The organism is Clostridia bacterium (assembly GCA_026414765.1).
In the GTDB taxonomy this organism is placed as follows: domain Bacteria; phylum Bacillota; class Clostridia; order Acetivibrionales; family DSM-27016; genus SKW86.
This window is the reverse complement of the sequence record JAOAIJ010000021.1, coordinates 99,787-114,385: the sequence shown is the minus strand read 5'-3', so window position 1 is coordinate 114,385 and position 14,599 is coordinate 99,787. Positions and strand designations below refer to the sequence as shown.

Below are 14,599 nucleotides of genomic sequence, written 5' to 3'. Positions count from 1 at the left end.
ACATTTCCTCTAGCCTAAATCAACTCCCCAAAGTACTAACAGTTTATTCAACAGATACCCTGCACCAAAAGCAAATGGGACTATGAATGCTCCCATAGCAACAGCAGTTTTCACTCCTCTTTCCTTTATCATCATTGCAAATTGTGCTACACACGGCACAAACAGTGTAAGTGTAGCAGCCGCAACAACAAGCTGCCTACCATCCATAATACCTGATCCCTGCATATCAAGAAGTCCAGCTGCTCCATAATCCCTCCTGAAGAAACCAAACAGGAATACCTCTGCTGTTTGGGCAGGCAGTCCCAGAAGATTTACTACAGGCTTAAGACAATTAACAAGGAAGGTGAACAAACCGGTCAGGTTACCAAACCATATCAAAACGCTTGCCAGTATGAACAGAGGTAGCACCTCTTTAAAATACCAATACATTCGCACATATGTTTTTTTCAAAATATTTGAGAGTTTTGGCATTCTTAAAGGCGGAAGCTCCATATAAAACCCGGCTCTGTCACCTGGGAGCACCTTTGAAGTCAGAAAACCTATCAGCAGGAAAACCAGAATCATAAACCCTAACCAGATAGCAAGAGCAAGCGGCTTCCCGGATAGCAATGCAAGAATTACGCCAAGTTGTGCCGAGCAGGGAATCGCCAACGCCAATAAAAATGTTGCTATAACCCTTTCTCTTTTGGTTTCCAAAGTTCTACTGACCATAGTAGCCATAGTATCACAACCGAAACCTAATGTCATAGGTATGACAGCCCTCCCATTAAGGCCGATTTTTTTGAATACCCGGTCCATAAGTAAGGATATTCTCGGTAAATATCCACTATCTTCTATAATAGAAAACATTAAGAAGAAACAGCCGACCACAGGAAGGACAATAGCTATTGCGTATTTTATCCCCAGTGTAATTATCCCGTAATCATTGACAAAAAGATCGCTTACTGTTTTCCAGGGTATAAGTCTATTTACTGTATCATTGATAAAAGGGTTTATACCTTCATCAAATATTGATGTTTCTATAAAGTCTACAAGAGTTCCTGCCCCGAAAACACCTACAAATCTGTAAAATCCGAAATAAAGCACCAATAGGAGAAGAGGTATCCCGGTAAAAGGGTTTATTGCTATTTTGTTGATTATGCTTGCAACACTTCTCTCCTTTGATTCATAGGAAACAGATTTATTCAATATGTTCTTGCTGTACTCCTGATGAATATTTGCAATGGTCATTATAGGGGATTCCTTGCTGTGTGCAATATATTCATCGATAATTAGCTGTATTTCTTCAAAGCCTTCTCTTTCCTTTTCCCTTACCAGCCCTGTTACCTCCTCATCTTTCTGTAAAAGCAGGGTAGCTATAAATCTTTTGGAAAAGCTGTATTCTGATTTTAAGTGCGTTGATATTCTATATATGACATTTTCTATATCCTTACTGTATACTAACATTTTATCCTCCATTTATCCTGTTTCTTATTCCGTACTAAGCAGCCTTTTTTATCTGTTTCATAATTGTACCTTTCAACTCACTAATGCCTATATTCATTGCAGCACTAGCTTCTACAACAGGTATGCCTATCAAATTCTGTAATTCTTTTATATTTATTTTTATGCCTAAGGCTTCAGCCTCATCCATTATGTTAAGTACTAAAACAACAGGCATACCTGATTCGATAAGCTGTATTGTAAGCGGCAGCATTCTTCCCAGGTTTTTTGCATCTACGACATGTAGTATGAGATCAGGACGCTCTGTCATTAAAAGAGTCCGCGTTACCCTCTCTTCTTCTGTTATAGGAAGCATTGAGTACATACCCGGGGTATCAATAATTTCAATCTTCATATCCTCCATGTTGTACCAGCCTCTTGAAACCTCAACTGTAGTGCCAGGATAATTTGACACTGTTACATATGCTCCTGTCAAACCGTTAAATATAACACTCTTTCCCACGTTGGGATTTCCGATTAATGCAATCTTTTTTGCTACCCCTTCCGGATTAGTATGATTTTTATCGTTACTCAGCAAAAAAGCTTTTAGCCGCTTAATAAGTGATTGTTTATTATTGCAACACTCCATAACCTTCACCATCCATATTCCGATTCTGAGAATCATTATCAATTATTATTTAAAAAAATTTGCCCTTCTAAGATAATAGTTTAAAACTAATTTTACCAAAAGTCAATACTAAATGATAATTATTCTCAATTATTATCAATAAAAAAATACCTGCCAAATGGCAGATATTTTTTATATTTTATCCAACGCCTTTAAAACCGCATTTTTTAGAGCTTCAGCCGCATCTTGTCTATAATCCGGATCCATAAGCTTTTTTAATTCTTTTGCATTGGTCATATAACCAACTTCCGCAATAACGGCAGGCATATTTGCAGTTCTTAATACCGCAAGCTTAGGTCTCTCAATTTCACCCCAATCAAAAGTGCTTAGCTTGTCGGTCATTTCCTTCTGTACTATAGAAGCAAAGCTTCGTGCTGTAAGTCTGCCATTAAAGTTACTTCTTCCTGGATAATATAAGCTCATACTACCCCATGTGCTCGAGCTCCCTGCAGCGTTATTATGGACACTTATAAGCAAATCTGCATTTACCCTGTTCGCTAACGCAGACCTGTCATATAATCCAAGAAATCTGTCATCGAAGCGGGTCATATAGGTTTTTATTCCTTCTTCTTTCAATAAAAGATTAAGCCTTTTTGAAATATCAAGGTTCAGGTCTTTTTCACGAATCCCGCTATATACAGCCCCAGGATCTTTTCCACCATGCCCCGGATCTATGACCACCACGAACGGTACAGCTATATTACCCTCTAATATCTTCATCCTGCTTTTATAATCATATATTCCTAAAACACCGTTGTCCATGCTTATCCTGGCTTTGAAAACTTCAGAAACCTGCTTTACGGGAACCATTACAGCGCCATTTACAACTACGGGCGGAACACTCAGTTTCTTTCTTACTCCATTAACAAAAATACTCCTATCGCCCACTCTCATGGATATTTTTGTCCCATTGTTGTTCATCTTTATTCTGCTGCCCGGATACCAAATTACACTTACTCCCAGCCTTTTGAACACAGAAATTGCAGGTACAAGCACATCGCCATTTACTTCTACAGGTTTTTGTGAAAGGGCAACTTCGCTCCCATTCACACGCACTACCAAATCTGTTTGCTTATAATTTTGCAGATCAAAAGCCGCATAGGCAGGTCTAACACTCACTACTGATGTAAGGAGTATTAGAACAATAAGAATTAATCTTTTCATCTGACCCCCTCCACCAATTATGTTAACATAATATTTCATTAATGAGAATTGATTTTAGTAATGTAATTTTTAGTAGAATAACATATTCATAGAAGGTCAGGCATTTCAGATAAGATTATTGAAGCTCTGCAGTGGACTACATAGTTTGAGTGCTTAATTCCTGAATTTTCTTCTGACAGTAGGAAAAAGCCAAAATCCCAGAACCATGCTGATTAGACATGCAGATATCCCGGCAAAAATGGGGAGTAAAAATAAATATAAATCCGTTAGATTTGGCATTGATGAGGAATGCATGAAACTTACAAGCCTGATAATGGAATATGTAAACAGTATAGACACACCTGCCAGTTGAATAACATAATGGTGTTTGAGCAGGTTAATTACACAACCTGATAAAAAAATTATTACAAAAACCCCAATGGAATAAAATTCAATACTCAGCATAATCAATACTTCCTTTTTTTATTTACCAAATATTGTAATATATGCTGTACAAGTTTTCAACTCTATCCAATATTTCCATCAGGATATATGATCTGGACACTTACCCTTCTTCTGCCGAATTTCCTGGCTTCCTGGAGTGCTGATTTTCCAAAGTATATATCTATTATATTTCCCTTTATCTTACTTCCCGTATCTTCTGCTACATACCATCCGTTTAAAGCCGTATAATTCCTTGGAAACTCTATGTATACCTTGCTTCCCAGAGGAATAACCTCAGGATCTACAGCAATTGTCCTGCCTTTTACAGCAGGTTTACCACTGAAAGTAATTCCATATTCGGGATGTGAAGGATATTTGCCGCAACTCTCATAGGACAAATCATATGCCGTAGCAATAAAGCTTTTCAACCTATTGCTTCGGCCTGCTATCCTGAAGTCCCTCGAATACTGCCTGTCCAATCCGAACCTTCTGATAAAATCCTCCAGCACACTGAACTTTTTTTGATTTGTATCCTGAACGGTTATGGTACTCAATTTCTTTTCTGCTTTTCTATCTGCTGCTACTGTTCTTGCCTGATAATCTTCAGCTTTCTTTGCAATTTGTATGTCTTTTGATGCTTCAGGCCTAATAGTAACTTTTTTCATGAAGAAAACTATTAAAAAAGCATCTATCAGTATTAACTGAATCAATATGATACATACAAGGTGCGTAGCACTAAATTTCAGCTTCATAGGCATACCCCTGATACACCGGATAGGATAATTAACTTAAATCTTCAGTATCTTTTTCAGTTTTTGTCTGTAATACTGGATAAAAAGAGTGTATACATAATCGTACACAATAAAAACAACTTCAAGAATAACCACTGCTATCCACCAGGGAAATTTGATTTCCAGTCCCTCAAGGAAGATTTCCTTTACAAGATAGAATGATACTGCTAAAGATATATTGAAATAAAGAATTTTGAGTATGATTTCAACAAAATAATTGTTTATCTTTTCGATGTAGTATTTGATTAATCCATATATCCCGAAGAAAATAACATATGGAATAAGCCGGATCTTGAACTGGATTATGATAAATGCCAGTATACCGGATGAAAAGTAAAAAATCCACCCGGTCTTCACACCAAATTCAATAATCACTATAGCAATAAAGAACGAACTCAGTGCATACAGCGAAATTCTATTTGTAGGCATAATAGTTGCTAAAAACAGTATTATTACAGCAAGCGCTGTCATAATTCCGGTTAGAGCCAGCTTCTTTGAAATATTCGTATTTCCATTTCCTTGCATATACACCTCATCAGCAGCAATCTATCAAATCTCCACCGGCACATTCACAACAACAGTCTGAACACCATAGGCACTGGCACATAGTACACATATCCGGGCCTTGATTATAGCCCCTGCCAAAAGCATTACCCCTATATGTGCGATTTGAAGTGTTTATCCTGTTCAGAGTATCTCTGTATTCAAAATTATTCGGGTCCATATTTACAGCATTCTGTATGTTTGTATATGCTTCATCATACCAACCTTTTCTTAAAAAAACCAATCCATTAAGGTAGTACCATTCTGCTGTCCGGTCAGTTGAACTGTTCAGCATTTGTTCTGCCGCCCCAATATTGCCGGATCTTATATGCATTTTCACCTGGTTATAAAAGTCGCTACCCTCCTGATTATTTCTGTTTGAAGAATGCCTGCCCCAGCCACCACTTCTTCTTGGGTTGTTACTGTTTTTCATCAGCTGCTCATAGGCTTCATTTATTTCTCTTAGCTTATCTTCTGCAAGAGTATATAAAGGATTATCCTGGTGCTGATCAGGATGATATTTTTTTACAAGATCCCTATAAGCTTTTTTAATCTCTTCTTCTGTAGCGCCTTCTTTTATTCCCAACACTTCATATGGATTTCTCACTTTTACCACAACTCCTTATTCCGAGTATTTGTTCTGTCTTTTTTAGCATTCCCATGTATACTATATTGTCTACTATTCCATTTTGCACGGTTCTGTCTTTGTATTCATTCAACCCAAGCATTTCATAAGACTTCGCAATTTGACTTAAGGAATATGTCAGATTGAATTCGACTTTTTGCCTTATTCTTTCCTTAAAAGTATTAACTTCTTCTTCAGAGTTAAGAAACTGGCAAACTAAAGGATTATAGGATCCATTTTTTATATCTTTCTCAAGATCATCAAATGCATCTACTATGTATATCCATTTACCCAAATTGTATCCTATCCATCTTAGTATTTTCTCATCATTTTCATTTCTGAATACCGGTTTGTATGCGGTTATCTCTTCCATCAGCTTGGCGAAGGGTTCTGCAGCCCTATCCATGGAATTGCATTTTTGTTCTTCCAGCACCGATAATTCAGCCAGCCTATTTTCAATTATAGCACATTTTTCACTATATTTCCTTTTTAGTTTTTTAAAACTTTTTTTCAGAGCCAGCATAGCTGTACCAGAAAAATATGATTTTTCATCTACCCAATTATCTCTCAGGTTATAGTACGCCAATATGATATTAATGTCTGAAGCATAATCGACCACAACATTGTTCTTAACCACATACTTCTTTTTTAAAGGGTGTGCAATGCATCTCTCTTTTTTTATATCCAAACATTCTCCATTAACTGAAGAAATCAGCAGAGCAAGAAATGTCGTATCATAATTCAGTGTCAAACGTGGAAATTGTCCATACCTCTTCCCCATGGACTTGCACACACCACAGTAATATGCTCTGAAAAGCTCATATTCCTTTATTTTCAGTTCCGGCTTATCCGGCAATACATAGCCAAACATTTGAGCTCCTTGTTATTCCGAAGATAATCATATGATAGCATACACCAGCCGTTTTTAAAACAGTATCTTACATTATTTGATGTATTTTTCTATTCCCTCCCCTGTTCTATTAAAAAGATATTTTTTTTGTGGCTTAAGCTATAAACTTGGATAAGAAAAACATGCGGCCAATACACTTTGGCAGTTTAAATTTTATATGTAATTTATTATAATATTATAAAATATATTTTTGAGGTTAATAATGAATTCTTCAGATAAAGTACAACTTGAAATAAACAAAACCAGATACTCAATAGCTGCATTGTCTATGTACAGGAATATAGCAAGTGATCCTGTAATACATAGCCTTAATAAGTTATTAGACTGTTTTTTTGAAGATGATTTCGACCTGCTTCATACTATAAAGCTATATAATGAATTCTTTTATGAGCTTATGAACCGTAACCATAACTTCAGCATAAAAGAGTATCTGATAGAAAAAATCATTTTTGATGAAAACTTATTTACATTAAGCTCAGAGAAGTCAGGTTCAGAAAGAATCAATGAGAGTATTATTAAAATAATCAGCAATGATCTTGTAAGTCTCCAACATATTTCTTCTTTATCACCATTGCATATAAAGAATGATCTTTTAAACAGATATTCTTTATCAGATTTTGAAAAGCAAGTTGTAGAAAGTCTTCCTGAATGGAACACCGGAGTATTGGATTCATGTGAAAGTATCGCGCACTATCCCCATGTACTTTCAGCAATGTACCTGTTAACATGCAGTAACGATTGGTCCGGTTGCACTGATGGTCTGGCAGATTTCTACAACAAATTCGGGTCAGGCATTTTTTCCAGGTATAAAGCATTTATTTGGGAACACAGAAATGATGCAACCAATCTAAGAGGAGTGGAAAACCCTGACCCGGTAGCCTTACAGGAACTCATTGGTTATGATGCTGAACGCTCCCAAGTAATCAACAATACACTTCAATTCCTAAAGGGTTTTCCTGCAAACAATATATTATTGTATGGCGACAGGGGAACAGGCAAATCATCAACTGTAAAGGCAATATTGAATGAATATCACACACAGGGTTTGCGTTTGGTGGAAATCCCCAAAAAGCATCTCATGGATTTTCCTGAAGTAATAAGAATTCTTTCTGGTAGAAAGCAGAAATTTATTATTTTTATAGATGATCTTGCTTTTGAAGATAATGAGGAAAGCTATACTGGACTAAAAGCCGTATTGGAGGGGGGTATAGAAAGCAGACCTGAAAACGTTGTTATCTATGCAACTTCAAACAGGCGTCATTTGATTAAGGAAAGGTTCAGTGACAGGTCGGGCTTGTATTCGTCCAATACCGATGATGAAATACGTTCATCGGATACGATACAGGAAAAATTGTCTCTTTCGGACAGGTTTGGAATCACTGTGGTTTTTTCATCTCCGGACAAATACAAATTTCTTGAAATAGTGGACGGACTGATACTACAAAGAGAAATAAAAGCTGATAAAGAGTTTGTTCACAGAGAAGCTTTAAAGTGGGAATTGTGGTATAACGGGCGATCTCCAAGAACTGCACGACAGTTTGTAGATTGGCTGGAAGGTGAACTTGCAGCCAGATAATACAATTATAAAAGGACCCGGAAATAAATTAACGGGTCCTTAGTCTTATGCTTAATTAACCTGGTTTATTAGTATTCGTGCTGCTTTTAATCTTCCTGTATGTCATAGAATACATAAAAAATGCAAAGAGTGTAGCACATACTGCTATTGCAATAAATATATCACTATAGGATTTGTTTGCACTGAAAATCGCGATTATTATTGCTATATGAAACACAACTGTTGCAAGTTTGCCATACCAGTTTGCAGAAACTACAAGATTTTCCTGCCTGTACAGCAATATACTCCCTGTTCCCATAAAAGCTTCCTTGGCTATCACAATAATCAATACAACAACAGGAATTTTGTCCTGTATGGTTAAGATAACAAGTGCGGTAATTTGCATTAATTTGTCTGCAATTGGATCTGCAAGCTTTCCAAAGGATGTAATCAAATTGAACTTTCTCGCAATAAAACCATCCAGAACATCTGTAAATCCACCTATCAGAAATATAATTACAGCCACAATATATTGACTGCTGTCAAATTGACCCATATAAAGAAAATATCCAAAAAACGGTATTAGTACAAATCTTACTGCTGTTATTGCATTTGGAATATTCACTGACTCACCACCTGAACTTTAATTGTGAAGACTGCCAAAATCAAGCTATACGTCCATTATGGTAAAAAACTGAACAAAACAGGCACATTTAGTTTACCATACTTTATATTTTTATTGCAATGTAAAACAGAAAATATTTTCCAGCCGTAATCGAAAACAAACTAATGCTAGTCTGTAGCTTTAAGTATCATATTATAAACTTCCGGTGCAAGCTTTTTTATATTGACCGGCTTTAGTTCTTTTGTTGTCCATGCATGCATAGTTTCACCGGAGTTTATCAAATCGTCATTTTTATATACTTCATACCTGAATGTTATTCTAACGCCGGAAAAATCTTTAATGCTGGTTTTAACAGTAACTTCGTCCTCATACCTTGCGGCACCCTTATAATTGCACTTTAGTTCAACCAAAGGAAGCAATATTCCATTTTCCTCTATTTTTGAATAGGGCATACCCATTTTCCTTATAAAATCGGTTCTACCTGCCTCATACCAAACAGGGTAGTTTGAATGATGCACTATTCCCATCTGATCAGTTTCCGCATATCTTACAATAAATTTTGTATCAGACACAAACACTGTCCTCACCCCTCTTACAATGACAGGATTCTACCCAGTTCGATAAAGTCCTCGTCTATTGTCTTTTTCATATCCAGTGCTTCATTTATTTCTATATCTACAACTTTGTTATCTTTCAAGCACACTATTCTGTTTGGTTTGTTATTTTTCAGCAGTTCTACCGCTTTTGCCCCCATCATGCTAGCCATGACTCTGTCATGCACAGTCGGGCTTCCGCCTCTCTGAATATGACCAAGTATCGTTGCCCTTGCTTCAATACCTGTCTTTTCCTGAATTTCTTTCGCTATTTCAATAGCTCCGCCTACACCCTCAGCTACAATAACTACGTAATGCTTCTTCCCTCTGTTTCTTCCTTCGATTATCGGCTTGATTACGTCTTTACTGATATCAAACTGCTTTTCGGGAAGTAAAACAACCTCAGCGCCACCTGCAATACCGACATTCAATGCAATATAGCCTGCATGTCTTCCCATAACTTCAAGAACGCTGCATCTTTCATGTGAGTATGCAGTATCCCTTATTTTATCTATCGCATCCTGAACGGTGTTCATTGCTGTATCATAACCTATAGTATATTCTGTACAGCCTATATCATTATCTATAGTACCCGGCAGACCTACAACACTCATTCCAAACCTGCTTAAGTCTCTGGCCCCGCGGTATGAACCGTCGCCGCCGATTACAACCAGTGCATCGATTCCAAAAACTTTTGCCATAGCAATGGCGCGTTTTACGCCCTCCTCAGTTTTAAACTCAAGGCATCTTGCAGTTTGCAGTATTGTACCACCCCTGTGAATAATATCTGACACGGATCTGAGAGTCATCTCGGTAATATCTCCATTGATCAGGCCATTATAGCCCTTTCTGATACCCATAACCTTAAAACCGTGATATATGCCAGTCCGGACAACTGCTCTGATTGCAGCATTCATACCTGGAGCATCTCCCCCACTAGTCAATACTCCTATAGTCTTTATATCCGTCATAAGAAAGCCTCCTTAATAACATTAAACCCGTGTCATTAATCGCAACACGGGATTATTAATATTTTAAATTTTAAATTAACTAGCTATTTATAAATAGACTAATATCCCTTTTCAATAATTACACTATGAGCTTCTTCCACCTCTGCTTCCGGCACAAGTACCTCGTAGTAATTATCATTATTTTCATGGTTTTTGCTTATCGGTCTAAGCTTCACTAATATACCCTCATTTGTGAGCAATTCCTGTAGTCTGGTAGCTATCTCCTTGCTTTGAGCCATATAGACTACTGTCCACATATAAACACGCCCCTTTATTCTTTATTCACCAGAATTTACTTCCCCATGCCGACACATTATTTTTGCCCTGCCTCTAATCTTGATGGCGGATGTATTCTCGGTAAACTGGGCAATTAACACTTCACCTTTATCAAGTTTCTCTGTATGATGAAATTTGGTATCTCTTCCCCGTGTTAAACCTATTATGTTCACACCATTTTCTTCAGCCTTTATTACGACATAATCTCCGAGTATTTTTTCGAGCTCCATGTCCAAATTAACCACCTCGTCATAACTATATATTATTTACCAGTAAAAATCAACAGTAAAAAACAAAACCCTAAACAACCTTTACATTATCGTCACCCAGCCTGGCTTTCAGTTCTTCCAACAATTTGTCATTCAAACTTACCCAGTAATCCCTTTGAGCCATACTCGACCTTTTCTCCTCTTCGCTATAAAGACAGACAGGTATATCACCACTAAAATATTTTAGCATTGACATAACAGATTTTCGTACTTCTTCACTTTCACCATTATTCAGCTTCAGATATAGTTTTTGTGTTTTTAGCTTTTTTAATGGTTTCACTTCTTCACATATTATTTTGGGATTTTCCTCTTCTTTAATACTTATTCTTCCACTCACCAATACTATGCTTTCTTCTGTGATAAGTCCCGAATATTTTTCCAAAGTGGTAGGGAAAACAATTATCTCCATAGTCCCGTACAAATCTTCCAAAGTAACAAATGCCATTATATTATTACTTTTTGTAGTTTTAGTCTTTTTCTCAACAATTATTCCCCCAACTATTACCGGCATACCGTCACTTATCCCTTTTAGTTCCGCAGCTGCAACATCTTCATCATTGCCAGACATATTCATATCCGAACTGAAAAGAGTAACCTGAGAATTTATTTCCTCTTCAAATTCACTCAAAGGATGCCCTGAAACATATAATCCGAGCATTTCCTTTTCCATTGATAAGAGCATTTTTTGAGGATATTCTTTCAAATCCGGATATATTTCCGAAATAAAGGAGTCTTCCTCAATTTTCTGATTTCTTTGCTCAGATACACCCTTAGCAGCAACTTCAAAAATGGATAACTGTCCGTCCATATTACGCTTTCTGTTTTGTTGTATACCTTCCAGCATTTTTTCATAAACAGCCATAAGTTTTGATCTGAATATTTTCAAAGAATCAAATGCTCCACTTTTTATCAGGCTCTCAATGCACCTTTTGTTGACATCCTTTCCGTCTATTCTTTCACAGAAATCCCTGAAGTTCTTAAAGATACCCTTTTGTCTTCTCTCTGCAATAATTTCCTGCACGGCATTTCCACCTACATTTTTTACTGCGGCCATACCAAACCTTATCTTATTATTTACAACTGTGAATTTTACATAGCTTTCGTTTATATCCGGCGGTAATACTTCAATATTCATTTGTCTGCATTCATGCACATATTGGGATACCTTATCACTGCTACCCAGAAAGCTGTTAAGTAAAGCCGCCATAAACTCTACAGGATAATAGCATTTGAGCCAGGCAGTCTGATATCCTACAACCGCATATGCAGCAGCATGTGACTTGTTAAAAGCATAGCTGGCAAAATCCATCATTTCATCAAATATCTTATTTGCTGTTTTTTCATCTACACCGTTTCTTGTTGCGCCATTAACTATTACGTTCCCCGCATTATCGGTTATGCCATGAATAAAATTCTGTCTTTCCTGCTCCATAACACTTATTTTTTTCTTGGACATGGCACGCCTCACCAGGTCTGACCTGCCCATTGAATATCCTGCCAAATCCCGCACTATCTGCATAACCTGTTCCTGGTATACCATGCACCCATATGTTACATTTAAAATCTTTTCAAGTAAAGGATGATGATATTTTACATCTTCAGGGTTATTTTTATTTTTTATATATCTGGGAATCTGATCCATTGGGCCCGGTCTGTAAAGAGAAATGCCGGCGATTATGTCCTCAAGTGATCCAGGCTGGAGATCCCTCATGAATTGTGTCATCCCAGGGCTTTCCAACTGGAATACACCCGCTGTTTTTCCATCACTTATAAGTTTGAAAACATTTGGATCATCCATTTCAAGCTTATCTATTTCTATACCTATACCATGATTTTGTCTTATCAGATCAACTGCATCACGAATTACCGTCAAGGTTCTGAGGCCCAAAAAATCCATTTTGAGAAGTCCGATCTCTTCGAGGAGTCCCATTGTGAACTGAGTTGTAATACTATCCTCATTTCTTTGTAGTGGAACATATTCGACTACGGGTTCTTTGGAAATAACTACACCAGCTGCATGTGTTGAAGCATGTCTGGGCATGCCTTCAAGAAGTCTGGCTGTATCTATCAGTTCACCAATACGCTCGTCATCTTCGTACCATTTTCTTAGCTCGGGATTAAACTCCAGAGCCTTATCAATGGTCATTCCTATCTGAAACGGTATCATTTTAGCTACAAAATCGACTTCATTGTATGGTATGTCTAATGCTCTGCCTACATCTCTGATTGCAGCTCTGGCAGCCATTGTCCCGAAGGTAATGATTTGTGCAACCCTTTCCTCTCCATACTTTCTGACTACGTAATCTATTACTTCCTGCCTTCTCTCATAACAGAAATCTATATCAATATCAGGCATGCTTATCCTCTCAGGATTCAGGAATCTTTCAAAGAGGAGGTTGTATTTCAGCGGGTCAATATTTGTGATACCCAGGCTATATGCTACAAGACTCCCTGCAGCCGAGCCTCTGCCAGGTCCTACCATTATGCTGTTGTCCCTGGCATATTTGATGAAATCCCAAACGATCAGGAAGTAATCGACATACCCCATTTGCTTTATAATGGTTAGCTCATAGTCAAGCCTTTTTTGTTTTTCTTCATTATACCTGTCACCGTACTTTTCCTTTAATCCTTCTATGCACAATTCCTTTAGATATTCATAAGGTTCTGACTTTCCGGGTACTTCAAACGCAGGAAGATGCAATTTATTGAATTCAAGTTCCACATTGCACATTTCAGCGACCTTCAGAGTGTTTTTTACAGCTTCAGGAATATTCTCAAACAGCTGTATCATCTCTTCAGGTGATTTTAAATATACCTCATCAGTAGAAAATCTCATCCTGTCTTCATCATTTATACTTTTACCCGTCTGGATACAGAGCAGAATTTCATGAGCCCTGGCATCTTCACGCCTTAAATAGTGTGCATCATTAGTTGCTATAAGAGGTATTCCCGTTTCTTTGCTTAGCTTTATAATGCTTTGATTTACCAGGTTTTGTTCTTCTATACCGTTTATCTGCAGCTCAAGATAAAAATTTTCCGCTCCGAAAATTTCATTATATCTCAAAGCTATTGTTTTTGCTCTCTCATAATCATTTTGTAGCAGTGCCTTAGGTATTTCTCCCGAAAGACACGCACTCAATGCTATTAATCCGCCTCTGAATTTCTCCAGAACTTCCATATCGATTCTGGGTTTATAATAATAACCTTCAGTAAAGCCCGAAGATACTATTTTCATCAAATTTTTATACCCCATATTATCTTTCGCGAGCAACACTAAATGCCCCTGATCGGAATCAATGCCCGGTTGCTTGTCAAACCTGCTCCTGCGGGCTGTATACACCTCGCAGCCAAGGATAGGCTTTACGCCGTTCTTTACAGCTTCCTTATAAAAATCTATTATTCCGTACATAACACCATGGTCAGTAATGGCAATGCTTTTCATTCCCATTTCCATTGTACGCTTTACAAGATGCTTTATTCTGTTAGCCCCGTCAAGCAAGCTGTATTCAGTATGAACATGCAGGTGTACAAAGTCACCCATACGGAAACCTCCATTTATCATAAGTTTAGATATTACATTAATTTTATATTATAAACAGTTTCACTAATCCCTTGCGCCGGCTCACATAACTCGTTAAGTAAAAAGACTTCAGGGTTAAACCCTAAAGTCCTTGATATTATCAATCCTTATTTTATTATAATCTT

Annotated in this window: 15 protein-coding genes; 1 reads left to right on the top strand and 14 read right to left on the bottom strand. The window is 37.3% G+C overall.

What is annotated here, in order from left to right; genetic code table 11:
* Positions 1–9 precede the first annotated feature (9 nt).
* From N3I35_08200 to N3I35_08165, 8 genes are all read right to left on the bottom strand, one after another.
* Positions 10–1,446 (bottom strand): ferrous iron transporter B, encoded by a 1,437-nt coding sequence (locus tag N3I35_08200; GenBank protein MCX8130064.1) that lies wholly within the window; start codon positions 1,444–1,446, stop codon positions 10–12.
* A gap of 34 nt (positions 1,447–1,480) precedes the next feature.
* Positions 1,481–2,071, bottom strand: a complete 591-nt coding sequence (locus N3I35_08195) for a 50S ribosome-binding GTPase (GenBank protein MCX8130063.1) — start codon at positions 2,069–2,071, stop codon at positions 1,481–1,483.
* 171 nt (positions 2,072–2,242) lie between these two features.
* Positions 2,243–3,274 (bottom strand): N-acetylmuramoyl-L-alanine amidase, encoded by a 1,032-nt coding sequence (locus N3I35_08190; protein MCX8130062.1) that lies wholly within the window; start codon positions 3,272–3,274, stop codon positions 2,243–2,245.
* A gap of 153 nt (positions 3,275–3,427) precedes the next feature.
* Positions 3,428–3,718, bottom strand: coding sequence for a hypothetical protein (locus N3I35_08185; protein ID MCX8130061.1), 291 nt, complete (start codon positions 3,716–3,718; stop codon positions 3,428–3,430).
* A gap of 62 nt (positions 3,719–3,780) precedes the next feature.
* On the bottom strand, positions 3,781–4,449 hold the full coding sequence (locus N3I35_08180) for a 3D domain-containing protein (GenBank protein ID MCX8130060.1): 669 nt from the start codon (positions 4,447–4,449) through the stop codon (positions 3,781–3,783).
* A 36-nt stretch (positions 4,450–4,485) separates the two neighbouring features.
* Positions 4,486–5,013 carry a hypothetical protein gene (locus N3I35_08175; protein ID MCX8130059.1) on the bottom strand — a complete coding sequence of 176 codons (528 nt, stop codon included), beginning with the start codon at positions 5,011–5,013 and terminating at the stop codon, positions 4,486–4,488.
* A gap of 10 nt (positions 5,014–5,023) precedes the next feature.
* Complete coding sequence (locus N3I35_08170) at positions 5,024–5,638, bottom strand: DnaJ domain-containing protein (protein MCX8130058.1); 615 nt, start codon at positions 5,636–5,638, stop codon at positions 5,024–5,026.
* The gene (locus N3I35_08165; GenBank protein ID MCX8130057.1) at positions 5,622–6,527 is read right to left on the bottom strand and encodes a DUF5685 family protein; all 906 of its coding nucleotides are present in this window, start codon (positions 6,525–6,527) and stop codon (positions 5,622–5,624) included. Before N3I35_08165 ends, N3I35_08170 begins: the two co-directional genes overlap by 17 nt.
* Before the next feature lie 241 nt (positions 6,528–6,768).
* Here N3I35_08165 and N3I35_08160 point away from each other — a divergent pair, with 241 nt between their 5' ends.
* Positions 6,769–8,142, top strand: a complete 1,374-nt coding sequence (locus N3I35_08160; GenBank protein ID MCX8130056.1) for an ATP-binding protein — start codon at positions 6,769–6,771, stop codon at positions 8,140–8,142.
* Between the two features lie 55 nt (positions 8,143–8,197).
* Here N3I35_08160 and pgsA read toward each other — a convergent pair whose 3' ends face one another.
* The 6 genes from pgsA to N3I35_08130 form a co-directional block, all read right to left on the bottom strand.
* Complete coding sequence (pgsA, locus tag N3I35_08155) at positions 8,198–8,746, bottom strand: CDP-diacylglycerol--glycerol-3-phosphate 3-phosphatidyltransferase (GenBank protein MCX8130055.1); 549 nt, start codon at positions 8,744–8,746, stop codon at positions 8,198–8,200.
* Between the two features lie 167 nt (positions 8,747–8,913).
* Positions 8,914–9,324 (bottom strand): acyl-CoA thioesterase, encoded by a 411-nt coding sequence (locus tag N3I35_08150; protein ID MCX8130054.1) that lies wholly within the window; start codon positions 9,322–9,324, stop codon positions 8,914–8,916.
* 14 nt (positions 9,325–9,338) lie between these two features.
* Entirely contained in the window at positions 9,339–10,310 is a 972-nt protein-coding gene (pfkA, locus tag N3I35_08145; protein ID MCX8130053.1) for a 6-phosphofructokinase, read from the bottom strand.
* Positions 10,311–10,408: 98 nt separating this feature from the next.
* Complete coding sequence (locus N3I35_08140; protein ID MCX8130052.1) at positions 10,409–10,606, bottom strand: flavodoxin domain-containing protein; 198 nt, start codon at positions 10,604–10,606, stop codon at positions 10,409–10,411.
* A 21-nt stretch (positions 10,607–10,627) separates the two neighbouring features.
* Positions 10,628–10,861 (bottom strand): trp RNA-binding attenuation protein MtrB, encoded by a 234-nt coding sequence (gene mtrB, locus N3I35_08135; protein MCX8130051.1) that lies wholly within the window; start codon positions 10,859–10,861, stop codon positions 10,628–10,630.
* Between the two features lie 64 nt (positions 10,862–10,925).
* Positions 10,926–14,435 carry a DNA polymerase III subunit alpha gene (locus N3I35_08130; protein MCX8130050.1) on the bottom strand — a complete coding sequence of 1,170 codons (3,510 nt, stop codon included), beginning with the start codon at positions 14,433–14,435 and terminating at the stop codon, positions 10,926–10,928.
* Between the last annotated feature and the right edge of the window lie 164 nt (positions 14,436–14,599).

Excerpts from the sequence above, each read along its gene's own strand:
- N3I35_08200 (MCX8130064.1), bottom strand. The coding sequence starts at position 1,446 with ATGTTAGTATACAGTAAGGATATAGAAAATGTCATATATAGAATATCA.
- N3I35_08195 (MCX8130063.1), bottom strand. The coding sequence starts at position 2,071 with ATGGAGTGTTGCAATAATAAACAATCACTTATTAAGCGGCTAAAAGCT.
- N3I35_08190 (MCX8130062.1), bottom strand. The coding sequence starts at position 3,274 with ATGAAAAGATTAATTCTTATTGTTCTAATACTCCTTACATCAGTAGTG.
- N3I35_08185 (MCX8130061.1), bottom strand. The coding sequence starts at position 3,718 with ATGCTGAGTATTGAATTTTATTCCATTGGGGTTTTTGTAATAATTTTT.
- N3I35_08180 (MCX8130060.1), bottom strand. The coding sequence starts at position 4,449 with ATGAAGCTGAAATTTAGTGCTACGCACCTTGTATGTATCATATTGATT.
- N3I35_08175 (MCX8130059.1), bottom strand. The coding sequence starts at position 5,013 with ATGCAAGGAAATGGAAATACGAATATTTCAAAGAAGCTGGCTCTAACC.
- N3I35_08165 (MCX8130057.1), bottom strand. The coding sequence starts at position 6,527 with ATGTTTGGCTATGTATTGCCGGATAAGCCGGAACTGAAAATAAAGGAA.
- N3I35_08160 (MCX8130056.1), top strand. The coding sequence starts at position 6,769 with ATGAATTCTTCAGATAAAGTACAACTTGAAATAAACAAAACCAGATAC.
- pfkA (MCX8130053.1), bottom strand. The coding sequence starts at position 10,310 with ATGACGGATATAAAGACTATAGGAGTATTGACTAGTGGGGGAGATGCT.
- N3I35_08140 (MCX8130052.1), bottom strand. The coding sequence starts at position 10,606 with ATGTGGACAGTAGTCTATATGGCTCAAAGCAAGGAGATAGCTACCAGA.
- N3I35_08130 (MCX8130050.1), bottom strand. The coding sequence starts at position 14,435 with ATGGGTGACTTTGTACACCTGCATGTTCATACTGAATACAGCTTGCTT.